We start from the raw sequence: 24837 nt of genomic DNA, 5'->3' as shown, positions 1-24837 counted from the left end.
CCTCTAATTGTTAGAAAGGTTATGTCCAACAATTGGAGGTGCTATTCATTATCATGTTGATTCCTATAAACAGGATTCTGTTAATAGAACAGAAAGTTTATCATGAAATTCCTTCTTTTGAAAGTAAGGTAAGATCATAAAAGATTAATACTTCATCAAAGAGAAGTTCTCAATACCATTCAACTTCTCTTTACCATTTAAATAAGTCAATTCAATCATAAATGCCGCACCAACAACTTCTCCACCTAATTGCTTAACCAAATCAATGGAAGTTGCGATTGTACCGCCAGTAGCTAATAAATCATCTGCAATCAACACCTTTTGACCAGGCTGAATAGCATCCTTATGCATAGCCAATTTATCTTTTCCGTATTCTAAGCTGTAACTAGCTTCAATCGTTTCACCAGGTAATTTCCCACTTTTACGAATAGGTAAAAAACCTGCTCCCATAGCATAAGCAAGAGGAGCACCTACTACAAACCCTCTTGCCTCTGGACCTGCAATTAAATCAACATCTAGATGTTTTACCATCTGTCTCATGGATTCAATGACTTCGCGATAAACAGGTCCATTCTTTAAAATTGTAGTAATATCCTTAAAATGTATGCCTTCCTGTGGAAAATCCTCAATCACTCGAACATGTTTTTTAAAATCCATTACATTTCTTCCTTCCTAAATGTGTGCTCTTTGATTTTACGTTTGATTTAAAATCCATTGTGTCATTTCATTCGTTGTGGAATATTCAAATATTTTTTCAATTTCAGTCTGATTCCATCTTTGTTTGTATAAGCTGGATGAATCAAGACTGTTTTTTTTAGGTGACTGTATGCAACGAAAAGAGTTGCCATCCTTTTGTATAAAATTTAATTCTTCAAATACGCCAATCATAAATTGTATCATATCCTTGGACAAACTTGAACGTTTACATAACTTTTCCAAAAATAAAGAATCATTTATATCCCAATTTTTTTTATTTAATAACGAAGCATAAATCGTTTTAAATGCATCCCTAGAAGGCAACCCTTTTAAAGCAGAATTCTTTTTCTTTTTATGAACAATATATATTCGCTGAAATGATTGATTTTGAGCAAATAATGCTTTAAGTCTATGGATATCTGCTGGGACTGAATATAAAACAAGATCTGAAACAACCTCATTTATACCTGAAGCTATATGATTGATATCAGTTAGCTCTCCATTTGCATCCATAGTACAAAACATGACTTTTGTATTTAACATTTGCTCAGGAAAATCTTTCAAACCGTTTTCATCTTCCAGCATAATAGCTATCTGATGATCTCCTCGTTCCTTAATTTGTTGAAGGTTCTCTACCATTTTATTAATGTGAAGGTTTCTCCAATCAAAGACTTGTTGATTAGGAATTCGAATGTCTTTTATGAATAATTGAGGCTTTCTCATTCCATTCCATTCATTGATCGACAATTCTCCAACAACATCAACTTTAGCATCAGCAGATATAAATTGCTCTAAATCCCCTTTTCCGAAACCAATTGCTTCCATGGAGCAGCTTACTTCTTTCATCCCTTGAGATAAAACCAATTTTAAATGCTGCTTTTCTTTTCCCAATCTATTCTTTTTAAGAATTCGCAAATCTTTCAGAATCAAATTCGGAGATGGATTCCCCGCTCCAAAAGGAGCAAGTGTGGACTCAATTTGCTCAATAATAGGAATCGTAATGTCTTGCAAATCGCTTTCGATATCCGCTTCAATGACTGGAACAAAGTCATCTTCAGACAACCAGCTGCCAGCTAATTGATTTAATTGTTCTCTTAGCTTAGAAATATGAGCTGCTTGCATCGTTAATCCCGCTGCTGCCTCATGACCACCAAAATGATCCAATAAAGAGCTGCAATCCGATAAAGCTTTAAATATATTAAAACCTGAGATTGATCGTGCAGAGCCTTTTGCTAAACCAGTGCCTTTATCAATATTCAGGACTAAAACGGGTCGGTAGTATTTTTCTAAAATTTTTGATGCTACAATACCAATGACTCCTACATTCCACCCTTCGTTCGCCACTACGATAACATTGTTGTTAGAATCACCTTTAGACTCTTCAATCATAGTAAAAGCTTCTGCTGTAATATCATTTACTATTGACTGACGTTCTTTGTTTAAAGCATCCAATTCATAGGCTAAGGACTGTGCTTCCTCCTCATTACTTGCTGTTAAAAGTTTTACTACATTTTCTGCATGAAGAAGCCTTCCCCCAGCATTGATTCTAGGTCCAAGTGCAAAACCAATATGCATACTAGATAAATTTGATGTATCTACTTCTGCTACATCCAGCAGTGCTCTTAAACCTAAAAAGGAGGTGGTTTTCATTTTTTCTATGCCTTGTTTTACAATCAAACGGTTTTCATCAGTTAATGGCATCAGATCAGCTACAGTTCCTATTGAAGCGATTTCTAAAAATTCATCAGGAATATATCCAAGTAATGCATGTGCAAGTTTTAAAGCTACACCAACACCAGCTAATTGTTTAAAAGGATAATCACATTGCGGAATTTTAGGATTAATGATTGCAAAAGCATTCGGTAAAATATCAGGTGGTTCGTGATGGTCTGTTACAAGTACAGTCAAACCCAACTCATTTGCATATTGAATTTGCTCTACTGCACTGATGCCGTTATCCACTGTAATGATAAGAGAAATCCCTTCATCTTTCGCCTTTTGAATAGCAGGTAGATTTAATCCATACCCCTCACTAAATCGATCCGGTATATAATAATCAAAGTCAGCTCCTAATTTTGAGAGTAAAAAGTACATTAATGTTGTACTGCTTACTCCATCAGCATCATAATCCCCATAAATTCTTATCTTTTCACCGACTTCAACCGCTTCTTTTATTCTCGAAACCGTTTCAGACATTCCGTGCATTAAAAAAGGATCATGAAACATTTCATTCTCCGTTTTCAAAAAAACTTCTGCCTGCTCTTTACTTTCAATCCCTCTCACTATAAACAATTTTGCAAGTAATGAAGGAATCGCTAAGTCTGAACTTAATCGATCCGCTAATTCTTGATTATTGTTTTCTGGTAACTTCCATTTAGACTTAGATTGAAGCATTTTTATCTCCTAGAAATAATATTAAAATATTTCAAAATCAATGTAATATACTTGGGAATCCATTTGAATCAGAATCTACATTGTTTTTGTATGGATAACCTGGATCATATGGATTTACATGTACAAATACATCTGAAACATTCGTATGTTGTTTAATCAATCGTTTTTTGACCATTTTCCCTATTTTGTGACCATCAAGTACAGATATTTTTGGATTCACACTGATTTTCACATCAACAATGACGTAATGACCATGTTCTCTAGCTCTAAGTTCATTAATAGCAAGGACTCCAGGCACAGATTCAATTGTTTTGTGCAAATCTTCCGTATCCTCCTGATGAAGCACATGATCCATTGTATTATGTATCGATTCTTTTATCAATCTATATCCCATGATAAATACTAAAACAGCTACGAATATACCTGCTATAGGATCTAGGTAATACATCCAAGGAATTTCGAAATGTCCTCCAATAACTGCGCCACCAATTCCTATCAACGCTGCTAAAGATGAAAACACATCAGATCGATGCTCCCAGGCATTGGCAATTAATGCTTGGCTAGAAAGCTTCTTACCCAGCCTATATTTATATTGAAACATTGCCTCCTTTACCACAATTGAAAAGACAATTGCATAAATTGCCATAAATTTCGGTGCACTCTCAACTCCAGAATAAATAGACTTCACCGCACTAATTCCTACTTCAATACTTACTAAAATTAATAATATAGATACAATAATAGCAGCAATAGGTTCTGCTTTCCCATGACCATAAGGGTGATCTTTATCAGGAGGTAATTTTGCGGCTTTTAAACCAATTAGCACAGCAAAAGAACCTGCGATATCTGAGGCAGAATGTACTGCGTCTGCGATTAATGCTTTACTGTTTGAAATTAATCCAATAGAGCCTTTCACAATAACTAAGATCAAGTTCCCTATAATTCCAACCCAAGCTGCAAATTCTGCTTTTTTAAATCTTTGATCTTCAGACAAATGGGTCACTCCTTGATTGATAAAGAGAATCTAACTTTACACAGTTTATGTCTCCCGCTGAGAGTTAGACGACCTTATCAGTTAAAATCATATACAAATATTCAGCAAGGATAAAAATCCTCACTGAATATCATTTACTTTACGAATTTATTACATCTGTTTTTTTCTTATTTAGAGACTTGCTTTTTAAAATCAACCATAACTGACTCGCAATAAAAATGGAGGAATAAGCTCCACTAATTAAACCAATCAACATCGCTAGTGAAAACAGCTTAATGGATTCACTTCCGAATATAAACAAACAAAATGCTGCAAATACAACCGTTAAAGCCGTATTGATCGATCTTGTTAGTGTTTGTTTAATACTAGTATTCACCATATTTGCCAAATCATCAAAGTTCTTAATTTTGAACTTCTGTAAATTTTCTCTTATACGGTCAAATATAACGATCGTATCATTAATTGAATAACCTATAATCGTTAGAACTGCTGCTACAAACGGCAAATTCACTTCCAATTGAAAAATGGAAAATAAACTAATTACGATAAACGCATCATGAAGCAATGCTACGACCGCCGTTAAAGCAAATCTCCATTCAAAACGAATGCTTACATAAATAATAATCCCAATACTTGCAATTGCCACTGCATAAATCGCCTTTAATCCTAATTCTTTAGCGATTTCTGCATCGACAGTATTTTCTTCATAGGATACTTGTTCTGCACCAAACTCATTTTGAAAAGCAGAGATAATTCCAATTCTTTCATCTTCTGATAATACCTTCTCAAAACGGGCGTTCACCCGATTATTATTATCGCCACCAACTGTTATGGTTGAAGGTTCTATCCCAGTTTCTTGATAAATCTGCTCTGCTTTTTCTTTAGTAGTCGAATTTTCATCTATAAGCACATCTAAAGTTGTACCGGACGTAAAATCTACACCATAGTTAAGATTGAAAATAAGTAAAGCGATTAGACCTAATACAGTAATAGCAATGGATAAACTAAAAAACTTTTTACGATTTTTTACAAAGTCAATTTCTCTAAAGTTCACTAATCTCTGCCTCCTTCACACCGTAATACGCCGGCTTCTTAGCAATATTGGCACGAATTAATAGATGTAGAAGCAGTCTTGAGAGAAATACATTCGTTATAATACTAACCAGAATACTTAAGATCAAAGTTAACGCAAACCCTTGAATAGATCCTGTTCCAATATAATATAATACAAGTCCTGCTAAAATGGTTGTTATATTTGCATCCATAATTGTACGCAATGAATTTCTAGACCCCGCTCTTAATGAGGACAGGATGCTTTTTCCACTGCGAATTTCTTCTCTGATTCTTTCATAAGTAATGATATTTGCATCCACTGCCATACCGATCCCTAATACGAAAGCGGCAATTCCAGGCAAGGTTAATGTTGCGTTCATCCAGTAAAAAACAAGTAAAAGCATCCATGTATATACTGTCAAAGTAACACATGCGATGATTCCTGGTACTCTATAAAAACCTAACATAAAAATCAATATAAGCACGAAACCAATGATGCCTGCTGTAATGGTTTGCTGTAAGGACAGCTCCCCTAAAGAAGCTCCTACACTTTGAGTGTATTTTTCAGTTAATACCACTGGTAAAGCACCTAAATTGATAATTCCTGCTAACTCTTCGGCTTCTTCAAATGTTTCCTGACCAGTAATTGTAGCAGTTCCATCCGTAGATACAAAACCTACAAAAGGCAATGAAATAATTTCATTATCTAAATAGATGGCGAGTATATTTTCTTGTGTCCTATATCCATTATTTAATAATCTTTGTGTAACTTCTTTAAATTTGTCCTTATCCTTAACTTGGATGCTGACTAATGGTTCATTTGTATTCTCTTTAAATACTACATCAGCCGCACCTTCAACAAAATCACTACCATTAAGCTCAATTTTACAAAATTCACTAGGATCTTCACATCCATTGTTGCTTCGGAATGTTAATTCTGCAGGTTTTTTCATAATTTGTCTTACTTCGTCCTGATTTTCCACGCCTGCTAAACGTACTCTAATTCGATCTTCACCTTCAGGATAAATCTCTGGCTCACTAATCCCCTTTGCATCAGCACGCATCTGAAGACTTCTAGCTGCCTCACGTAATAATTCCTGATCCATTTCTTGATTTTCATCCACAGGCACCGCTGTGTATAAAATTTCAAAACCGCCCTTTAAATCCAAACCCAGCTTAACATTGCTAATAATACCAGGGCTAGTCCAAACCATAATCACAATTGAGGTGATCACAATCAAAAGGAATGCAATCAATCTTTTCGTATGTACCACTACCAATTCTCCCTTCAAAAACACAGTAGTCCTATTATACCTACCCAAAATTATCGAGTCAATTCTAGAACCTACTACAGATTTATTCTTTATATGCGTTCATGGTTAACCAATTCATGAAAGCAGTCACTTTTAAGGTCAAAATATCATTTACAATTTTATGTAAATGAGGGACACCATTTTTGCTGTACTTCTCACTAATGCATTGCCATATTTCATGTCCAGTTACTTTATCGTAACCCAGCATTCTAAATTCCTCAGCTTTACTTAAACAAAGCTCTTCAATCGTCTGACTTAATTCCTGTTCATTTAACTCATGATCTTGCTTATTCTCAATTATTTGTTCTTCATTTCGTTTATCTTCTTCATTTTCAAGCTGGAGGTCATTCATAACTTCATGATAATCATCAGCAGAATCTTCATCTTCTTTATTATTGTTTTCAATAATACTTTCTTCATCTTGTGCTTCCCACAATTTCTCATCCATTGACTCCATCCTCCTAAGTTGTTCACTTTCACTTTACTCATCATATAAAATATTTCGATATACGCTGCATGAATCCTTCTAGTTAAAACTTTTTACCCTTAATTACATATTCTCGTCATGAGTTTGGACATGGTGTGCATATCCATTATATATAACTTTGTCCATTATCGCATAATTAATTAGGAAGAAGGTATCCAATGTGACTAAGCAATCATTTATTAAGGGAACGATGATCCTGCTTGCCGCAGGTATGATAAATCGTATATTAGGATTTGTCCCTAGAATTATGCTTCCGAGAATTATTGGTGCAGAAGGAATTGGGTTGTATCAGATGGGATATCCTTTTCTCATTGTGGTTATTACCATTGTAACTGGAGGTATACCGTTAGCTATTGCCAAACTAGTGGCAGAATCAGAATCAAAAGGAGAAGGCGAACGATCAAGAAGCATCTTGTTTGTTTCCTTAATTCTAACTGTCACTTTAAGCACATTGTTTACTTTATTTTGTTTCTTGGCAGCTCCATGGATCACTGAATATCTTTTAACAGATGAGAGAGTATATTACACTTTTTTATCTATGAGTCCTATTATCATTTTTGTTAGTATCTCAGCTGTATTTCGAGGGTATTTCCAGGGTCGTCAAAATATGATTCCAACAGCTGTTTCATCCATTACTGAGACCATAGTACGTTCCATTACGATGCTTTTATTTTCCTATATTGTTTTACCATACGGAGTAGAATATGCAGCTGCGGCAGCTATGGTTGGCGTTGTGTTTGGAGAATTAGCTGGCATGTGCATTTTGCTTTTTAAATATAAAAACACAGATGAGCGAAGACATTTGATTTCAAAACGAAGCAAATATAATAGAATCAAAGAAAATCACATTCAAAATTTAAAAAGAATGTTAAATATATCAATACCAGTCACTGCAAGTAAACTTGTAGGATCAGGCTCCTACTTTTTAGAGTCCATCATGATTGTACAAAGTTTAGCCATTGCAGGAGTTGCAACTAAGGTTGCCACGGCCCAATACGGTATGCTTCAAGGCATGGTCATTCCTATTCTGCTTCTCCCAAGTGCACTTACTTATTCTCTTTCAGTATCACTTGTGCCCTCACTTTCAGAGGCAGCCGTAAAAAAAGATATGAAAACTATACATAAACGATTGCACCAATCTTTAAGACTCGCTTTAGTTACAGGGGCTCCATTTATCGTGATCATGTATTTTTTAGCAGAACCATTATGTACATTTTTATATGGGGAAAATACAGAGGTAGGAAAAATGCTGAAGATGATGGCACCTGCTGCCATATTTATCTATTTTCAGGCTCCGTTACAAGCTACATTGCAGGCTTTAAATAAAGCAGGGACTGCATTGCTAAACACCTTTATTGGTGCATCTATAAAACTTACGCTTATATATGTTCTTGCAGCCAAATTAGAAATGGGAATTTTAGGTGCCATTATTGCCATTAGTATCAATATCATTTTGGTCACACTATTGCATTTAAGAAGTGTAATGAGTTATTTGAACTTTTATATGGAATTTATGGATTTTATTAAAGTTGGATTTGGCGGTATCGTCATGACAATTGTCATCTTTATTATGATGTTACAGCCTTGGATTCATTCTAATTTAGCTAAATTCTTACTCTCTTGTATCCTAAGCGTTATTAGTTATTTGATGGTCATTGTATGGTTGAAACTCATTGATCGATATGATTTAGTAAGAATCCCTTGGTTCGGAAAATACTTCACAAAGTAAATTATCCAATATCGTTTTAAACCTTGCTGAGATGTTATTTACTTAATTTTTTTTGTCTTTTAGATCAATATACAATTCACCACGATGATTTATGGAACAAAAAAAGACATCTTTAAAATCATATACCCCATGTTCCTGTAATTGGTTTTTAAACCAAAACCTTGTTTTATTGATCTTTTCTAAATGATCATCCTGTACTTTTCCATCTAAAATCAATGGGAGAGGCAATCCTTCATATCGAAAGTTTGTTAATTCATTTGGCATAGAGTTGTTTTTTTCATTTTTTTCAACAACACTTAGATTCCCATTTGTCTCTAAAATCGCAAACTCTACATCCTTAAGATCTGAAATGTTATTGTGTCGCAACTGTAATAACAAATCATCCAGGTTGTATCTTTGTTTTTTCATTTCTTCTCTGTTTAATTTACCATTTTTTATAATGATGCTTGGTACACCATCCAACCATTTTCTTAATTTTTCATTCTTTAAGCTTATCATCGCTGTAATTATCTGAATCAGGAGTAATATAACCATGGGCAAAATCCCATCTAACATTGGTCTACTAGTATCTTCAATCACTATAACAGCAATCTCCGCAATCATGATTGAAACAACTAAATCAATCACGGATAATTTACCGATCTCCCTTTTCCCCATGATTCTCATGACAATAATAACAACTACATAAATTAAAATCGTTCTTATTATAATTCCCCAAACATCCATTGAACCGCCCCCTATAGGTACCCACAAAAGTAAGGTGAAGCGTTGCAGATAATATCTGTTTTCCACTAGCGTTCATTCAATTCAATGGTATTGTAGCCCCTTATTAAACTTGTCATTCAAATGAACCTCCATTAAATGTTGGCAGTTATTCCAAAACATTCCCCAGTCTTTAAAATGGATGCAAATTCATAAATTCTCTTACAAATCAGTACTACTTTTTTATGCTTGACCATAAAATGTGTTAAGTGTTCTATTCAGGAGGTGGAATATATTGAATAAGGCAACTCAAGTAAAGACTTTTTCCCCGATGCTTTCTGGGATTTTTTATGCATTTATTTCATTGGCGATTTTAACATTATTAACGTCGATCATACTTAAATTCAGCAGCATGAAAGAAAGCTCACTAGATACATACGTTTATTTTATTCATGGCTTATCTTTGTTTGTGGGTGGTTTTATATCTGGAAAAGGAAAAGGCAATCGCGGGTGGTATTATGGAGGTTTGTTAGGCATCATTTATGGTATCTTGATATTAATGATTAGCTTTTTAGGGTTTGATTCTTTAGTTTTAACTGCTCAATCTATCATCTTTTTAACCCTATCCTTTTTCATTGGTGCTTTAGGTGGAATTTTTGGAGTGAATTTTAAAAAGTAAACTTATCATTTTTTACTTCCTCCGCATTTTTTGTTATAATCAATTGTTGGTTGTACAGTTAACTTCTAAGGAGGGAGACTTATGTTTTCAATTGAGTCCATGACAGAAGTATATATTTATATGTTTATAACTCTTATAGTTCTTTTCATATATTTATATCCTAAAAATCCCCTTTCTCCAACTATTAGCTCTTTAAAAACCTTTTTTACTTCATGGAAAATGATATTGCACTTTGCTGCGATCGCTTTTATATTATTTTTAAATAAAATAGAATTAACAATCGAAGAATCCATGAATTTAAAGTATGACCTAACACCTCTGTTTTACGGTTGGGAAGGGAATATTGTATATACAATTCAGAACTTTTTCCAAAACGACATTCTTACTATCATTCTTGTATTTTTTTATGTTGTAGTTTTTACTTCTTTAATCATAGCCTCCTTTTTGGTCTATTTAAACGAAAAGGACCATAAGTTATTTTATACTTTTTGTTATGCCATCATGCTTAACTATGGGATAGCTATCCCATTCTATTTGTTTTTCCCGATCAATGAGGTTTGGGCACATGAACCAGCAGGAGTAAGTTTCTTAATGCTTGATGTATTCCCAACATTTGAAACAGAATACAGAGCTCTTTCTGGGTTAAACAATTGTTTTCCTAGTCTTCACACCTCTATCTCTGTAACACTTTCTTTAATCGCTTTAAAATCAAGCAATATGAAGTGGAAAAGAATTGTTTTAATCAGTGCTGCTATCATCATATTCTCCATATTTTATCTAGGCATTCATTGGGTAATTGATATGATAGGTGGAGTTTTACTTGCAGTATTTGCAGTCTATGCAGCTCAACGAATAGCAGACAGAGACTTTAAATTTGGTAAAAGAAAAACCCATTATTATGCTCAAAATACGGATGCAAATGAAACCATTCAAAAATAATACACTTTTTTTAAACATTGATGGCGTGGGATAGCTTCCACGTCATTTCTATGTTTTGATATAATATGAAGAAGATATAAGGACTTTCGTTCCTAAAAAAATAGCATCAGTATTATAACTGATGCTATTTTTCACTTTTATTAAACTGTTACTACTAACTATTAATCAGCTCTCACACTATTTACAGCTGAACGATCAAATGTCATTTTAGTAGCATCATTAATTTGAAGAACTACAGTATCATCTGTAATTTCAAAGATTGTACCGTGAATACCACCAATGGAAACAACCTTATCGCCTTTTTTCAAATCTCCTAACATGAGGTTACGAGCTTTTTGTTTTTTCTGCTGTGGTCTAATCAATAAGAAATAAAATACAGCAAACATTAATACTAATGGCAACACAAACGTTGTGAAAATACTCCCTGTTCCCGCTGCTGCTTCTGTTGCTAACAACATACAATTCCCTCCTTTCAAAATCCTTTATCGTTATTATGTAGGCCATATTGATCAAAAAATTCTTCTTTGAAATCCAACAACCGATCCTCAGATATTGCTTGTCTGACGTTTTTCATCAACTCAATCAAAAAGTGAAGATTATGATAAGTCGTTAAACGAATTCCAAAAATTTCATTTGCTTTTAACAAATGACGTATGTATGCACGTGAATAATTAGTGCAGGTATAACAGGAACAATTTGGATCAAGAGGTCCAAAGTCCTTTTCAAACTTAGCATTACGAATAACTAACCGGCCTTCACTAGTCATTGTAGTGCCATTTCGAGCAATTCTTGTCGGTAATACACAATCAAACATATCTACACCGCGAATTGTCCCTTCTAATAAAGCGTCTGGAGACCCTACTCCCATTAAGTAGCGAGGTTTCTGAGATGGAAGATGTGGAATTGTATATTCCAAAGCCTCATACATTAAATGTTTGGGTTCACCAACACTTAGTCCACCAATAGCATAACCTAGAAAATCAAAGGAAGTCAACTGTTCTGCACTTTGTTTTCTTAAGTCTTCATACATGCCCCCTTGAACAATCCCAAAAAGAGCTTGATCTTCTTTTCTTTGATGAGCTTGAATGCAGCGTTCTGCCCATCTAGTTGTACGTTCTAAAGATTTTTTTACATACTCATAATCTGCTGGGTAAGGAGGACATTCATCAAAAGCCATAATAATGTCAGCTCCAAGTGCATTTTGAATTTCAATCGATTTCTCAGGTGAAATGAACAACCTGTCCCCATTCAGATGTGAACGAAACTCTACACCTTCTTCAGTGATTTTACGCATCTCACTCAAGCTAAATACTTGAAATCCACCGCTATCTGTTAAAATAGGACGATCCCAATTCATAAATGTATGTAATCCGCCTGCTTCTTTCACAATTTCGTGACCTGGTCTTAAAAACAAATGATACGTGTTGCTTAATATGATTTGAGCCTCCATTTGTTTAAGTTCCTCTGGGCTCATCGTTTTCACAGTCGCAAGTGTGCCAACGGGCATAAAAATAGGTGTATCGATTGTCCCGTGTGGTGTATGAATTTTTCCCAATCTTGCACCAGACTGTTTACATGTTTTGATAAGTTCATATTTTAATGGCATTTTCAACTATAATCCTCTCTTGCGTTAATAAATAAACATTGCATCTCCAAAGCTAAAAAAGCGGTATTCATTCTGAATCGCTTCTTCATAAGCATTTAACACTTTTTCTCTACCAGCAAAGGCACTGATCAACATTAACAATGTGGATTTGGGCAAATGAAAGTTAGTCAATAGTGCATTCACTAATTTCAATTCGTAACCTGGGTAGATAAAAATATCTGTCCATCCACTACATGCCGTAAGTTCTCCAATTTTTTGTTCATTTGCTATCGTTTCCAAAGTTCTAACTACCGTAGTTCCAACAGCGATCACTCTACCTCCACTTTTAACCGTTTCATTTAATGTTGTGGCGCATTCTTCTGTCATTTCATAATATTCTGAATGCATCTTGTGATCATTGATGTCTTCTACAGAAACGGGTCTAAAGGTACCAAGTCCAACATGCAGAGTAACATATGTTATGGTCACACCTTTATCCCTTATTTGCTTTAAATAGGATTCTGTAAAATGCAAACCTGCTGTTGGGGCTGCTGCAGAACCTTCTTCCTTTGCAAATACGGTTTGGTATCTTTCCTTATCTTCTAACTGTTCTTTAATATAAGGCGGTAGAGGCATATGTCCTAATTGATCTAATATTTCAGGAAAAATACCGTCATAAGTAAATTTCAATACTCGTTGACCCATTTCGCTTTCTTCTACTACCTCTGCAGTTAGAAGAGGTTGATCACTTGGACCAAATTCAATCATTGATCCTTTTTTCAACCTTTTAGCAGGTTTCACCAACGCTTCCCAGCGATCATCAGATACATTTTTTAGTAATAAAACCTCTGCTTTTGCACCAGTATGTTTTTTTGTTCCAAAGAGCCTAGCAGGTATCACCTTTGTATTATTTAATACCAATGTATCATTTGGCTGTAAATACTCAATAAAATCTTCAAATTGTTGATGTTTAACATGGCCTGTGTTTTTATCCAATGTTAATAGACGAGATTTAGTTCGATTTTTCAAAGGTGTTTGTGCAATTAAATGCTCTGGCAAATCAAAATGATATAAATTCACATTCATGACTAATCAATCCTTACGATGTTAACATCCTTATAGTAGTATTTCAGAATTTGTTGGTAATCATACCCTACAAATTCAGCTAAATCTCTAGCTCCCCATTGAGACATTCCCAAACCATGACCGTATCCGTAACCAATAATACGAAAGTAAGATTCCTCAGTAATCACCCTCACATTGTTTTCACCATTAAGGACAATGATTTCTGAATCTGTTTGATTGGTAGTTAAGTCTGAATCCACCACATGTAGACTTGCATTTGAATCAGACTCCAAAGCCTCTCCGTCCGCGCCTAATACAGTATAAATGTTCGTTTGGTCGATTTCAAATCTAGTACTTTTCACGCTATTTAATGCTGTACGATATTGATCAGGATAACTTACTTCTATTACTATCCCATTTGCTTCCAGCTCTATAACTCTACCTGAGGGACCTCTGTCTGTCACTTCCAACGATTCCAACTCTCCAGTGATATTATTATCTGCAACTTTGTTGATGCTGTCCAACAATTCATCACCAGAATAAGGCCCGGTGATCCAGCTATATGAATTAGATTCTCTTACTGTTTCAAGTAATATCAACTGATCACCAGTACTCACTTTAGCAATTGGAGCATTTATATCATTATCAACAAACGGAGCTGCTCTCACATTAATTTGATTATCTAGAACGCTGAGAATTGGAAAGCCAGCTTCATTCGTTTTAGTGGTCTTCGAAGTTAAATCTGAACGAATATACCCGATAGTTCCGTCAGGTAATACAACATGGTGCCAATAATGAAGCCCTTCTTCAGCGATATTATCTGGACTAGGTACACTTTCGATATAGTCAATAGAGGAGTCCCAAATCTCAGATGGAGATGCTGTAAATCCACCTGCATTAGAATAATAGAAAGGTATAATTAAATCCCCGTTCTTATCTTGTAAAACCATTCCCTCTGTGTCTTTTACAGCACTCGTAACATTAGAATTTTCAACGCCAGACCCTTTATATGCTTGATCATAAGTTGTATCTGATATATGTGCAATATCATACTTCCAACCAAGCTGCAATGCATAGGTCCGCGCTGCAACTGCCTGTGCTTTTAATGCTTCTTCAGGCCAATCCTCACCCATTTCAGTACTTACAACACTGTACAAATATTGTTCAAAAGGAAGTTCGTTAATGACTGCTAAACGATCCTTATATTGTGTTATTTCTATATTACCTCTGTATGTACGGCTATATTTCTCATCGATTTGGATATCTGATTTATTGGATTCAATCCACAGTTTTTGTCCGTTCGAGTTAAAGAAATAATGTGATATTTCCATCCCTTTGTCACTTGATGATATCCCATTTCTAAGGACTAGGTATGGATTATCTTTTTCGATTTCTTCTAATTCTACCCCAGAAAACGATTGTTCAACTTTACTCTCAATCTCATCTAAATCATCTTGATCTGCTGTTTCTCCTACCCAAACGGAATAAACGATTTCTCCATTATTATTTTCTTGGGTTACTAGATAAGCGTCTATTCCAGCTTCAAACAAATCTGAAACAAGCTTCTCAGCATCTTTTTTCTGATCATATGTACCTGCACTTAAATAATTTGGTCCTGTGATCGTCACATCATCAAGATTTAAAGATTTTTCTAAGGACAACTTCACATTCTTTGCTTCATTGAAACTAGCAAATGTACCTGCATAAACTTGATATATCGTATTTCCATTTTTATTTGTTTTAAAGATAAAACCATTTCCTTGATCAACTTCATTGCTTAATGTACTAGCTTCACTGAAATTGCTAGTTTCTAATAGTTTTATCATATATTGATCAATGCTTACTCTAATTTTTCCTGAATCATCTTGAGAAACCCATTCCTTTATACCAGAAGAACCCTCTACTCCTACTTGTAAACCTCCACTAGCAAACAATGTGGCACTTGGCTGAGTATGCAAAGATTGTATCATCAATGCAACTCGAATATCTTCTAAACCTTTTGCTGCATACACTTTTCCAGTAAAATGAAATGAATTACCCATTAATAAAAGAAAAAAAACAAGTCCTAAACTCAATAGCTTTTGCTTACGAATAAGTGCCATAAACGTTATTATCCTCCTGTAAATGCTAATCTCTCATCAGCAAGTTTCTATTCTACTAATATAGACTCAGCTCATATCTAAAAGTTTCATATAAACCTGCAAAAAAAACAAAAAATCTCCTATCGGAATATCGTTGTGTTGATGAGGTTTAGCAACGCTTAAACGTCAGGAATCAGATGAAGAAAAACACTACTCCACCTGATTACATGAAATTGTCTATTTGTTTTAATAAGTGTGCATTAATTTTCAGGTATTGCTATTCCTAAATGCTGATATGCTAGAGGTGTCACCACTCTTCCGCGGGGAGTACGCTGTAAGAAGCCTATTTGAAGCAAGTAAGGTTCATAAACATCATCTATGGTTTGACCTTCTTCTCCAATCGTTGCGGCTATCGTATCCAAACCAACAGGTCCTCCTGCGAAGTTTTTAATAATTGTATTTAGTATTTTGTGGTCTATATGATCCAACCCTAAATCATCTACCTGAATGTGCTTCAAAGCCGTTTTCGAAATATCCAAAGTGATAATCCCGTCCCCTTTGACTTGTGCGAAGTCACGCACCCTCTTTAGCAGTCTATTTGCTATTCGAGGTGTCCCTCTTGAACGTTTCGCAATTTCGGTCGCTGCCTCTCCTATGATCTCCACCTCTAAAATTTCTGAAGCTCTTGATACAATATAACTTAATTCGTCTTTCGTATAAAACTCTAAACGACACAACACACCAAAACGATCTCGTAATGGCGATGACAGTAATCCTGCTCTTGTCGTAGCTCCGATCAGCGTAAACGGAGGTAAGTCCAATCGAACAGAACGAGCACTAGGACCTTTACCTATAATAATATCTAGGGCAAAATCCTCCATAGCAGGATACAACACTTCCTCCACCTGTCGATTTAAACGATGAATTTCATCGATAAAAAGAACATCTCCTTCTTGAAGATTCGTTAATATTGCAGCTAAATCTCCAGGTCGATCGATAGCTGGACCAGAGGTAACTCGAATATTAACCCCTAATTCATTTGCAATAATGTTGGAGAGGGTTGTTTTTCCTAATCCAGGAGGGCCGTATAATAATACATGATCAAGTGCTTCTTTACGAAGTTTTGCAGCTTCTATGTATATTTTAAGATTTTCCTTTACATTTTCTTGTCCAATATATTCTGCTAAATAACGAGGTCTAAGACTTAATTCCGCTTCTTGATCCTCCATCATTAAATTAGCAGATATAATGCGATCATCTTCCATCGGTGTCCCTCCTTACCCCTCAAACAAGGATTGTAATGCCTTTTTCATTATTATTTCTACGGTATCATGTTGATCCACTTTCCCGCGTATATCTTCCCAAGCCTTATCGACTTCCTTTTCTGAGTAACCTAAGCCGATTAATGCTTCTTTTGCTTCTATCCATGGTGCAGGCATGGAAATGTCACTCTGGTCTAATGAAACTGCTGTTTTATTATCAACCAATATTGTATCTGAAAGAATATGATCCAGCTTGTCTTTTAAATCTAGAATAACTCTTTGTGCCGTTTTTTTCCCTATACCTGGGAGTTTAGTTAAAAAAGTGATGTTTTCCTGTTGAATCGATGTAATGATATTTTGAGGGGTTGCTCCCGATAAAATACCTACAGCTACTCTTGGTCCAATCCCAGAAACGTCAATCAGCCGGCGGAACAGCGTCTGCTCCTCCCTTGTTTTAAATCCATATAGTAAAATTGCATCCTCCCTAACATGCTGATGAATAAACACCTGCAACTCTTTATCCATCTGAAATTCATACGGGTTTGAACAGAATACTCTATATCCCATACCATTTACATCCAATACAATATAATCTGTTTCTATATGTGCTAAGTTTCCTCTTAAATAATCTAACATTTATTTTATTCCTCTTCTTGGTACATTATTTTTTAATTTATTCTGCAAAGTGGATGAATGAGCGTGACAAATTGCAATAGCCAATGCATCAGCAACATCATCTGGTTTAGGTACTTCTGATAAGCTTAAGAACATCTTTACCATTTCTTGAACTTGTTTTTTTTCTGCCTTTCCATACCCAACAGTAGCTTGTTTGATCTGTAATGGAGTATATTCCCCAATCTCCAGCCCTTTCTGTTTGCATGCCAGCATTAATACACCACGAGCCTGACCTACAGCAATCGCAGTCGTTACATTACGATTAAAATATAATTGCTCAATTGCCGCAGCATCTGGTTTATATTTATCAATCAATTTAATCAATGAATCATATATATCCATTAGACGAATTGCTGGATCAGTATGGGCTTTTGTTTGAATACATCCATATTGAACTGGTACTAACTTATTCCCTATTTTATCAACAAACCCAAATCCAACAATTGCATAACCTGGATCAATCCCCAATATTCGCAATCCTGTCTCTCCCATCTCTACTGAATATTATATGATGTGAAATCACATGCAGATTTATCAAGCTTCTTATGTAACAAAAAACAATCTATATTACACGCCTAATTCAGCCTTCCAAATCTACATTCACTACACCGCAAATACTATGAATCTCATAATATACATCTGTCGTATATCTTTTTTCGTCTACCATGATTCTGAGATCCAACTGGTATAAACCTTCTTTGGTATCCTTTACTCTTACATGTTTGATATTAATCTTTTTTTGTTTAATTTCCTTTATGATGTCAGTCAGTATTTGATTGTCTTCGATAACAATTCTTAATTTGTTCTCTTTCATTCGTAATGATTTTGGACCGATCCATTTCATTAAAAAAGGAACCATTTCGACCCCAATTAAAATAAATAATGCCCCTATTATGCTTTCATAAAAAAATCCTGCACCTACTGCAATGCCAAGTCCTGAAGCCCCCCACAACATTGCAGCAGTAGTAAGTCCGCTAATTACATCATTGTTTCTTCTTAAAATCACTCCAGCTCCAATAAAACCAACTCCGGTTACGATTTGAGCAGCCAAACGCAACGGGTCCATCACAAGCCCGTCCGTTTTTTCAAATAAATAAGCAGACTCAATGGATACAATGGTTAAAACACAACTGCTAACCGCCAAAACAAAACAGGTTTTCAATCCGATTGGTTTTTTTCTTAATTCTCTTTCCAAACCGATGATAAAACCTAACAGTGAGGCTAAACCAAGTTTTAACCAAATGTCTATATCCATTCCTCTCATCTCCCTGCTCAATTCAAATCAGAAAAGCTCCTTTTTAACATTTATTTAAAGGTTATAATCCTTTTCGTTCAACCTTTCTTTTAAGTCATCTTGAATACTTTTATCCCATAAAGGAACTTTTGTACGATATGCCGCTCTAACGATCATATGCCCTGAAACGGGAGCTGTTAAAAATACAAACACGATTCCTAACAAAAGGCGTGCGCTTAAGTGGCCTTCAGTCATCCAAAAGTACATAAAAGCACTTAATAAAATACAAATAACACCCAAGGTTACACTTTTCGTAGATGCATGAGACCTGGTATATACATCAGGTAAACGTAAAAGACCGATCGCACCCAATAAATTAAATAATGCACCTAATAACATTAAAATGACAATCAAGAATTTACCGATTTCGATTTCGTTCAATGACTACACCCCTTTCAATAAACTTTGAAAAGGCAATAGTCCCGATAAATAAAACAATTCCAATCAACAATATAATTTCCAGAAAAGCATATGTATGCAGCCAAATAGATAGTACTGCAGTAATAGAAATGATGTTTATGCCGATGGAATCGAGTGCAATCACTCTATCTGAAAGAGAAGGTCCCTTAATAACTCTGTAGAAACAAGCAAACAATGACAAGGAAAGAACGAATAAGACGATAAATAACAACATTTCAAAAACTTCCGACATTATCGGCTCACCTCCATGATCGCTTTTTCAAAAGTATTTTTAATTTGATCTATAAATTCCTCTGTATCAGGTACATCCATCGAATGAATGTATAAAACATCACCTTCCGGTGAAACCTCTAAAGTTAAGGTTCCAGGTGTGAGCGTAATCAAACAGGCAAAAATTGTAATTTCCCAATCACTTTTTAAACAGGTAGGTACTGCAATAATGCCAGGACGCATTCTCAGCTTAGGTCTAAGCACTTCTTTTGCAACAAACACACTTGATAATACAAGTTCTTTCAAAAATAAAAAAATTAACTTTACAATCGCTACGATCTTTTTAAAATAAAATGGACCCGGTATGAATCTCCTGAGTGCAAACAACAAACCTAATCCAATAATGTATCCATTGAAAAAAGTACCCAGATTCCAACTATTGTAAAAAAACATCCATATAAATGCGATTGTAATATTCATTAAAATTTGTAATTGCATAATACCCTACTCCTTTAAAACAGCATCGATGTATATAGACGGATCCATTAAAGGGGCGGCTGCCTTTTCAACAAAAGGATAAAGCCATTCTGCTCCAACTCCTAAAATTACTGAGAACAATAACAGTACAATGCAAGGGGCAAGAATACCTTTAATATTTCCATTTGATTCTACGTTTGTATTTGGTTCCTTCCAAAATGCGTTCATAAAAATTTTAGTAACTGAATATAAAACGAGTAAACTGGAAAGCAAAGCAATACCTGTAAACCAATAAAAAGTTATAGAATTAGCAGCTAAAGCTCCTTTTAGAATAAGCAGCTTACCAATGAAACCACTTAAAGGGGGGATTCCAGCTAAAGCTAATGCAGTAATAAATAAAATCCACCCTAATAATGCATGTTTCTTTATGAATCCACCCATATCTTTCAACTGACTTGAACCCGCAATAGTGATTAAGGCTCCGCCTGCTAAAAATAATAAAGCCTTAATATTCATATCATGGATTAAGTAGAAAATAACGCCTTCAAGTGCATCTTTTGAAAATACTGCAAAACCAAAAACGATAAATCCTACGGATGTAATGACATTATAAGCTAAAATTTGTTTTACATTATTATAAGCAACGGCACCAATAACACCTAAGATCATCGTTAAAGCAGCAATCCAAGCAATAAACTGATGGGTAATTTGAGGCTCTTGATAAAATATAATGCTAAAGGTACGAATGATTGCATAAATCCCCACTTTCGTTAACAAAGCACTAAAAATGGCTGCTATAGCAGCCGGAGGAGCACTGTAGGAACCCGGTAACCAAAAATAAACAAACAAAGCAGCTTTTAGAGAAAACACGATTAAAAATAAAAATGCTACAACTAATAAGGGTCCGTTCAATCCAAGTTGTGTGACTTTAACAGAAAGGTCCGCAATATTTAAAGTTCCTGTAATTCCATATAAAAATGCAACAGAAGATACAAATAAAATAGACGAAACGATATTAACTAGTACGTATTTGATTGACTCTCGCAACTGAATTTTCCGACCACCTAATACAATGAGCACATAAGAAGAAATTAACATGACCTCGAAAAATACAAATAAATTAAAAATATCTCCTGTTAAAAAAGAGCCACTCACTCCTGCGATCAAAAATTGAAAAAAAGGATAGAAAAAATATGACTCTCGCCCTTTTCCAATTGTTTTAAACGCATACCACAAACAAAATATTGCAATGATATTAGTCGTAAAAACTAACAGCAAGGCAAACATGTCTGCAACAAAAACGATTCCAAAAGGAGGTTTCCACCCACCTATTTCAAGTGTTTGAATTCCTTTTTGATTGACGATATATATTAGATAGCCCGCATTTAAAGTGTTTAATATTAATGCAATCACACTTAGCCATTTTTGAAGAGTTATTTTTGTGCGGAAAAAAACAAGTAAGATTCCAGTTAAAATTGGTATTAATATCGGAAGTATTATGAAATTACTCATGGTCATTTCCCCTTAATCGATCCATATCATCTGTCCCTAATTCTTTGTATGCACGATAAGCTAACACTAGAAAAAAAGAAGTTACGCCAAAGCTAATTACAATGGAAGTTAGTATGAGCGCTTGCGGCAAGGGATCAACATATTCAGTTACACCTTCGTTTAAAATCGGCGGAGCACCTGTTTTTAAACCTGCCATCGTTATGAGCAACAAATGTGCACCGTGGCTTAATAAAGAAGTTCCTAAAATGATGCGTAATAAAGTTCTGGTTAGTAAAAGGTAAGTGCCAATGGTAAATAATAATCCAATGACAACAGACATTAAAACTTCCATTTATGATTGATCCTCCCCGATAGTTAGAATAATTGTCATTGTAATTCCGACCACAGTAAAATAAACGCCTAAATCAAATATAACAGCTGTAGCCAATTCCGTTTTTTCGCCTAACAATGGAAGATCAAAATATCCAAATGTATGGGATAAAAAAGGTTGTCCAAATATAAATGATCCAACCCCAGTTAATACAGCGATCAGCAACCCTAATGCAGTCAGCTTAATATAATCAATAGGTATTACACTTTTTATAAACTCCATATCAAATGCTAAATAAAGCAAAACAAATGCGGAAGCTGTAATAAGCCCTCCAATAAAACCTCCACCCGGATTGTTATGTCCTGCTAAAAAAATAAAAATAGAAAAAGCTAAAATAATAAAAGAAACTGCTTTTGTAATGGTCTGCAAAATAACATCATTTATTTTCATGAATTGAATCCCTTCCTTCCAACCTTAGTTTTATTAAGGAATAGACCCCTAACGATGCAATTCCCAACACTATTATTTCAAGCATCGTATCAAAACCACGAAAATCAACAAGAATGACATTTACGATATTGTCTCCTCCTGCTTTCTTGTAGCTATTTTCTACAAAATAACGAGAGATCGACTCCAGCCCATTTACTCCTTGAACAGAAAGTGCGATAAAAGTAATAATGACTCCTACACCGATAGAGATAAGTAAATTAGTAATTCTAAATCGTATATTTCTCATTTCCCTTCTTAATTCAGGCAAATGATAAAAACACAGTAAGAATAAAGCAACGGAAATCGTCTCAACCACTAATTGAGTTAATGCTAAATCAGGAGCTCTGAAAATGACAAAAAATAATGAAACCATGTATCCTACGACACCGATTAAAATGATGGCTGTTAGTCTTGACGAAGCTTTTAATATGGCTGCAGCGGCTAGTACCGTACTGATTGCCAATATCCATTCATATGTTTGTATCGGTGCCAAGAACTGTTCTGCCGGCCAAATGAATGTGGTGTATTTAATTAAAACATACCCCAATACCATAATAATAAAGCTAAAAATATATACTAAGTAATCCCTTGTGTATCCTGTCATGTGTTTTCTCATTATCCAATTCGAATTTTTTTCCATTCTGACCAAGGTACGATCATAAAAACGATTGAATGAAAACCGATCAGGAAACAGTTTATAGATACTTTTCCATTTTTTCATCGTTAAATATAACAAAGTACCTATTGCAATGACACCGATTGTCATAAATAACTCAAGATTCCATCCGTGCCAATGAGAAATTTCACTCACTACACCATAACCGTCCAACACACTAGGTAAAATTGACGTAACTGTGGGCAGTAAGATTGTTTCTGTTAATATGTTAGGAAATATACCAAACACAATCACTAAAGATACTAAAATAATGGGTGGAATTAACATGCCAAATGGTGCTTCATGTGCTTTTTTCTGCAATTTCTCAGGTTGGTGCTTCCCTGTAAATGTTTTGAAAACGATCATCATACTGTATACAAAAGTAAATATACTCGCGATCCAAGCAAGCACTGGTATTAATATCCCCCAGGTTTGCAAATTAAAGAATTCGGCTTGCGTTACATTTTTAACACCGGTAAAAAACATTTCCTTGCTTAGGAAACCATTAAAAGGAGGTAAACCTGCCATTGAAAAAGTCCCGATTAAAGCAATGGTAAAGGTAATAGGCATCAAACTCATTAATCCGCCTAATTTTCGTATGTCCCTTGTTCCTGTTTCATGATCCACAATACCAACCATCATAAATAGAGCACCTTTAAAGGTTGCATGATTAATAAGGTGAAAAATCGCTGCAGTAGTTGCAACAGCATAAAAATACGCATTTTCTGTCGGATTAGCTAATACAGACAGTGAGCCAATCCCCAGTAAGCTCATGATCATACCCAATTGACTTACTGTTGAAAATGCTAATATTGATTTAAGATCTGTTTGTCTGACCGCATTAAACGATCCCCAAAATAATGTGACAATCCCAAACCCGGTGACTAACCAAAACCATTCTCCTTGGCCCGCAAAAATAGGGCTAAACCTTGCTACTAAGTAAAGACCTGCTTTCACCATTGTTGCTGAATGTAAATACGCGCTGACTGGAGTAGGTGCTTCCATTGCATCCGGAAGCCATATATGAAACGGAAATTGTGCTGATTTCGTAAATGCACCTAATAAAATGAGCAGCATTGCCGGTACAAATAAGCTTTGTGTACTCATTGTGTCTATTTGAGATATCATCTCTCTAATGCTGAAAGTATCACTCATGATGTACATTAGAATAAAACCTGCAAGCATAGCTAGTCCACCAAATACAGTGATTAACATTGATTTTTGAGCACCGTATCTGGATTTTTCCCGTTTGTACCAATAAGCAATTAAAAGAAAAGAGGATATACTTGTCAATTCCCAAAATAAATATAAAACAATGATATTATCCGATAAAACAACGCCTAACATTGCTCCCATAAATAAAAGTAAGTATGTATAAAAAGTATTTAATTTTTCACTTTCTTTAGATAAGTAATAAACAGAGTATAAAACTACCAATGAACCAATCCCTGTAATTAACAAAGAAAAGAGTAATCCCAATCCATCTAAATATACGCTAAAATGAATATCTAATGAAGGAATCCAACCTATATCATGTTTAATGATTTGACCATCTGAGATCGTAGGCAAATAAGACATTAATAAACTAAATAATCCGATTGGAAGTGTTAGAATAAACCAACCTGTATGTATTTTGTTAAAATATTTATACAAGAATGGAACGAGCAATACAAAAATGAATGGCAGTATAATTACATAGTGCAAAAACGACAAAGATGTTCCCCCCTAAAATGTCTTCATATGAATTATATACTAAAACTTTTCTTTTCGCATCTCCACTAATGATGTATAAATTTTTTATGTATACACCAAGCTA

The 24837-nt window shown here is 34.9% G+C and carries 25 protein-coding genes; 3 read left to right on the top strand and 22 right to left on the bottom strand.

Features of this window, described 5'->3' with window-relative positions; all coding sequences use genetic code 11:
* Window positions 1-144: 144 nt before the first annotated feature.
* The 6 genes from Q5Y73_RS01505 to Q5Y73_RS24755 form a co-directional block, all read right to left on the bottom strand.
* The gene (locus Q5Y73_RS01505; protein ID WP_305990079.1) at window positions 145-657 is read right to left on the bottom strand and encodes an adenine phosphoribosyltransferase; all 513 of its coding nucleotides are present in this window, start codon (window positions 655-657) and stop codon (window positions 145-147) included.
* Window positions 658-693: 36 nt separating this feature from the next.
* On the bottom strand, window positions 694-3090 hold the full coding sequence (gene recJ / locus Q5Y73_RS01500) for a single-stranded-DNA-specific exonuclease RecJ (RefSeq protein ID WP_305990078.1): 2397 nt from the start codon (window positions 3088-3090) through the stop codon (window positions 694-696).
* A 37-nt stretch (window positions 3091-3127) separates the two neighbouring features.
* Window positions 3128-4084, bottom strand: coding sequence for a cation diffusion facilitator family transporter (locus tag Q5Y73_RS01495; protein ID WP_305990077.1), 957 nt, complete (start codon window positions 4082-4084; stop codon window positions 3128-3130).
* 139 nt (window positions 4085-4223) lie between these two features.
* Window positions 4224-5138 carry a protein translocase subunit SecF gene (gene secF, locus Q5Y73_RS01490; RefSeq protein WP_305990076.1) on the bottom strand — a complete coding sequence of 305 codons (915 nt, stop codon included), beginning with the start codon at window positions 5136-5138 and terminating at the stop codon, window positions 4224-4226.
* Entirely contained in the window at window positions 5128-6351 is a 1224-nt protein-coding gene (gene secD / locus Q5Y73_RS01485) for a protein translocase subunit SecD (protein WP_305990841.1), read from the bottom strand. The genes secF and secD overlap by 11 nt, the downstream gene beginning before the upstream one ends.
* 142 nt (window positions 6352-6493) lie before the next feature.
* A complete protein-coding gene (locus Q5Y73_RS24755) occupies window positions 6494-6898 on the bottom strand; it encodes a post-transcriptional regulator (RefSeq protein WP_371320122.1) in 405 nt (134 codons plus the stop codon).
* A 199-nt stretch (window positions 6899-7097) separates the two neighbouring features.
* Here Q5Y73_RS24755 and spoVB point away from each other — a divergent pair, with 199 nt between their 5' ends.
* Window positions 7098-8666 (top strand): stage V sporulation protein B, encoded by a 1569-nt coding sequence (spoVB, locus tag Q5Y73_RS01475; protein ID WP_305990075.1) that lies wholly within the window; start codon window positions 7098-7100, stop codon window positions 8664-8666.
* A 42-nt stretch (window positions 8667-8708) separates the two neighbouring features.
* Here spoVB and Q5Y73_RS01470 read toward each other — a convergent pair whose 3' ends face one another.
* Window positions 8709-9392 (bottom strand): DUF421 domain-containing protein, encoded by a 684-nt coding sequence (locus tag Q5Y73_RS01470; RefSeq protein WP_305990074.1) that lies wholly within the window; start codon window positions 9390-9392, stop codon window positions 8709-8711.
* 271 nt (window positions 9393-9663) lie between these two features.
* Here Q5Y73_RS01470 and Q5Y73_RS01465 point away from each other — a divergent pair, with 271 nt between their 5' ends.
* Both Q5Y73_RS01465 and Q5Y73_RS01460 read left to right on the top strand, forming a co-directional pair.
* Window positions 9664-10047: a TIGR04086 family membrane protein gene (locus Q5Y73_RS01465; RefSeq protein WP_305990073.1), complete on the top strand. Its 384-nt coding sequence runs from the start codon at window positions 9664-9666 to the stop codon at window positions 10045-10047.
* An 81-nt stretch (window positions 10048-10128) separates the two neighbouring features.
* Window positions 10129-10986 (top strand): phosphatase PAP2 family protein, encoded by an 858-nt coding sequence (locus Q5Y73_RS01460; protein WP_305990072.1) that lies wholly within the window; start codon window positions 10129-10131, stop codon window positions 10984-10986.
* A 161-nt stretch (window positions 10987-11147) separates the two neighbouring features.
* Here Q5Y73_RS01460 and yajC read toward each other — a convergent pair whose 3' ends face one another.
* The 15 genes from yajC to Q5Y73_RS01385 all read right to left on the bottom strand — a co-directional run bounded on the left by yajC (window position 11148) and on the right by Q5Y73_RS01385 (window position 24734).
* Complete coding sequence (gene yajC, locus Q5Y73_RS01455; RefSeq protein WP_305990071.1) at window positions 11148-11444, bottom strand: preprotein translocase subunit YajC; 297 nt, start codon at window positions 11442-11444, stop codon at window positions 11148-11150.
* Between the two features lie 14 nt (window positions 11445-11458).
* Window positions 11459-12592 (bottom strand): tRNA guanosine(34) transglycosylase Tgt, encoded by a 1134-nt coding sequence (tgt, locus tag Q5Y73_RS01450; protein ID WP_371320155.1) that lies wholly within the window; start codon window positions 12590-12592, stop codon window positions 11459-11461.
* Window positions 12593-12616: 24 nt separating this feature from the next.
* Window positions 12617-13657, bottom strand: a complete 1041-nt coding sequence (gene queA / locus Q5Y73_RS01445; protein WP_305990069.1) for a tRNA preQ1(34) S-adenosylmethionine ribosyltransferase-isomerase QueA — start codon at window positions 13655-13657, stop codon at window positions 12617-12619.
* A 2-nt stretch (window positions 13658-13659) separates the two neighbouring features.
* Complete coding sequence (locus Q5Y73_RS01440; RefSeq protein WP_305990068.1) at window positions 13660-15738, bottom strand: SpoIID/LytB domain-containing protein; 2079 nt, start codon at window positions 15736-15738, stop codon at window positions 13660-13662.
* A gap of 239 nt (window positions 15739-15977) precedes the next feature.
* Window positions 15978-16982: a Holliday junction branch migration DNA helicase RuvB gene (gene ruvB / locus Q5Y73_RS01435; RefSeq protein WP_305990067.1), complete on the bottom strand. Its 1005-nt coding sequence runs from the start codon at window positions 16980-16982 to the stop codon at window positions 15978-15980.
* A gap of 12 nt (window positions 16983-16994) precedes the next feature.
* On the bottom strand, window positions 16995-17615 hold the full coding sequence (ruvA, locus tag Q5Y73_RS01430) for a Holliday junction branch migration protein RuvA (RefSeq protein WP_305990066.1): 621 nt from the start codon (window positions 17613-17615) through the stop codon (window positions 16995-16997).
* Window positions 17616-18131 carry a crossover junction endodeoxyribonuclease RuvC gene (gene ruvC, locus Q5Y73_RS01425; RefSeq protein WP_305990065.1) on the bottom strand — a complete coding sequence of 172 codons (516 nt, stop codon included), beginning with the start codon at window positions 18129-18131 and terminating at the stop codon, window positions 17616-17618. It lies immediately after the preceding gene.
* Window positions 18132-18234: 103 nt separating this feature from the next.
* The gene (locus Q5Y73_RS01420; RefSeq protein ID WP_305990064.1) at window positions 18235-18909 is read right to left on the bottom strand and encodes an MgtC/SapB family protein; all 675 of its coding nucleotides are present in this window, start codon (window positions 18907-18909) and stop codon (window positions 18235-18237) included.
* A 54-nt stretch (window positions 18910-18963) separates the two neighbouring features.
* Window positions 18964-19287 carry a monovalent cation/H(+) antiporter subunit G gene (gene mnhG, locus Q5Y73_RS01415; protein ID WP_305990839.1) on the bottom strand — a complete coding sequence of 108 codons (324 nt, stop codon included), beginning with the start codon at window positions 19285-19287 and terminating at the stop codon, window positions 18964-18966.
* A gap of 19 nt (window positions 19288-19306) precedes the next feature.
* Window positions 19307-19582 carry a Na(+)/H(+) antiporter subunit F1 gene (locus tag Q5Y73_RS01410; RefSeq protein WP_371320154.1) on the bottom strand — a complete coding sequence of 92 codons (276 nt, stop codon included), beginning with the start codon at window positions 19580-19582 and terminating at the stop codon, window positions 19307-19309.
* 17 nt (window positions 19583-19599) lie between these two features.
* On the bottom strand, window positions 19600-20076 hold the full coding sequence (locus Q5Y73_RS01405; protein WP_305990062.1) for a Na+/H+ antiporter subunit E: 477 nt from the start codon (window positions 20074-20076) through the stop codon (window positions 19600-19602).
* Between the two features lie 6 nt (window positions 20077-20082).
* Entirely contained in the window at window positions 20083-21567 is a 1485-nt protein-coding gene (locus Q5Y73_RS01400) for a Na+/H+ antiporter subunit D (RefSeq protein WP_305990061.1), read from the bottom strand.
* Window positions 21560-21898: a Na(+)/H(+) antiporter subunit C gene (locus tag Q5Y73_RS01395; RefSeq protein WP_305990060.1), complete on the bottom strand. Its 339-nt coding sequence runs from the start codon at window positions 21896-21898 to the stop codon at window positions 21560-21562. Before Q5Y73_RS01395 ends, Q5Y73_RS01400 begins: the two co-directional genes overlap by 8 nt.
* Window positions 21899-22327 (bottom strand): Na(+)/H(+) antiporter subunit B, encoded by a 429-nt coding sequence (locus Q5Y73_RS01390; RefSeq protein ID WP_371320121.1) that lies wholly within the window; start codon window positions 22325-22327, stop codon window positions 21899-21901. It lies immediately after the preceding gene.
* Window positions 22314-24734, bottom strand: a complete 2421-nt coding sequence (locus Q5Y73_RS01385; RefSeq protein WP_305990059.1) for a Na+/H+ antiporter subunit A — start codon at window positions 24732-24734, stop codon at window positions 22314-22316. The genes Q5Y73_RS01390 and Q5Y73_RS01385 overlap by 14 nt, the downstream gene beginning before the upstream one ends.
* Window positions 24735-24837 lie beyond the last annotated feature (103 nt).

Source organism: Chengkuizengella axinellae (assembly GCF_030730905.1).
In the GTDB taxonomy this organism is placed as follows: Bacteria; Bacillota; Bacilli; order Paenibacillales; family KCTC-33759; genus Chengkuizengella; species Chengkuizengella axinellae.
The sequence above is the reverse complement of the archived record's forward strand: the minus strand, read 5'-3'. Positions and strand labels throughout refer to the sequence as shown.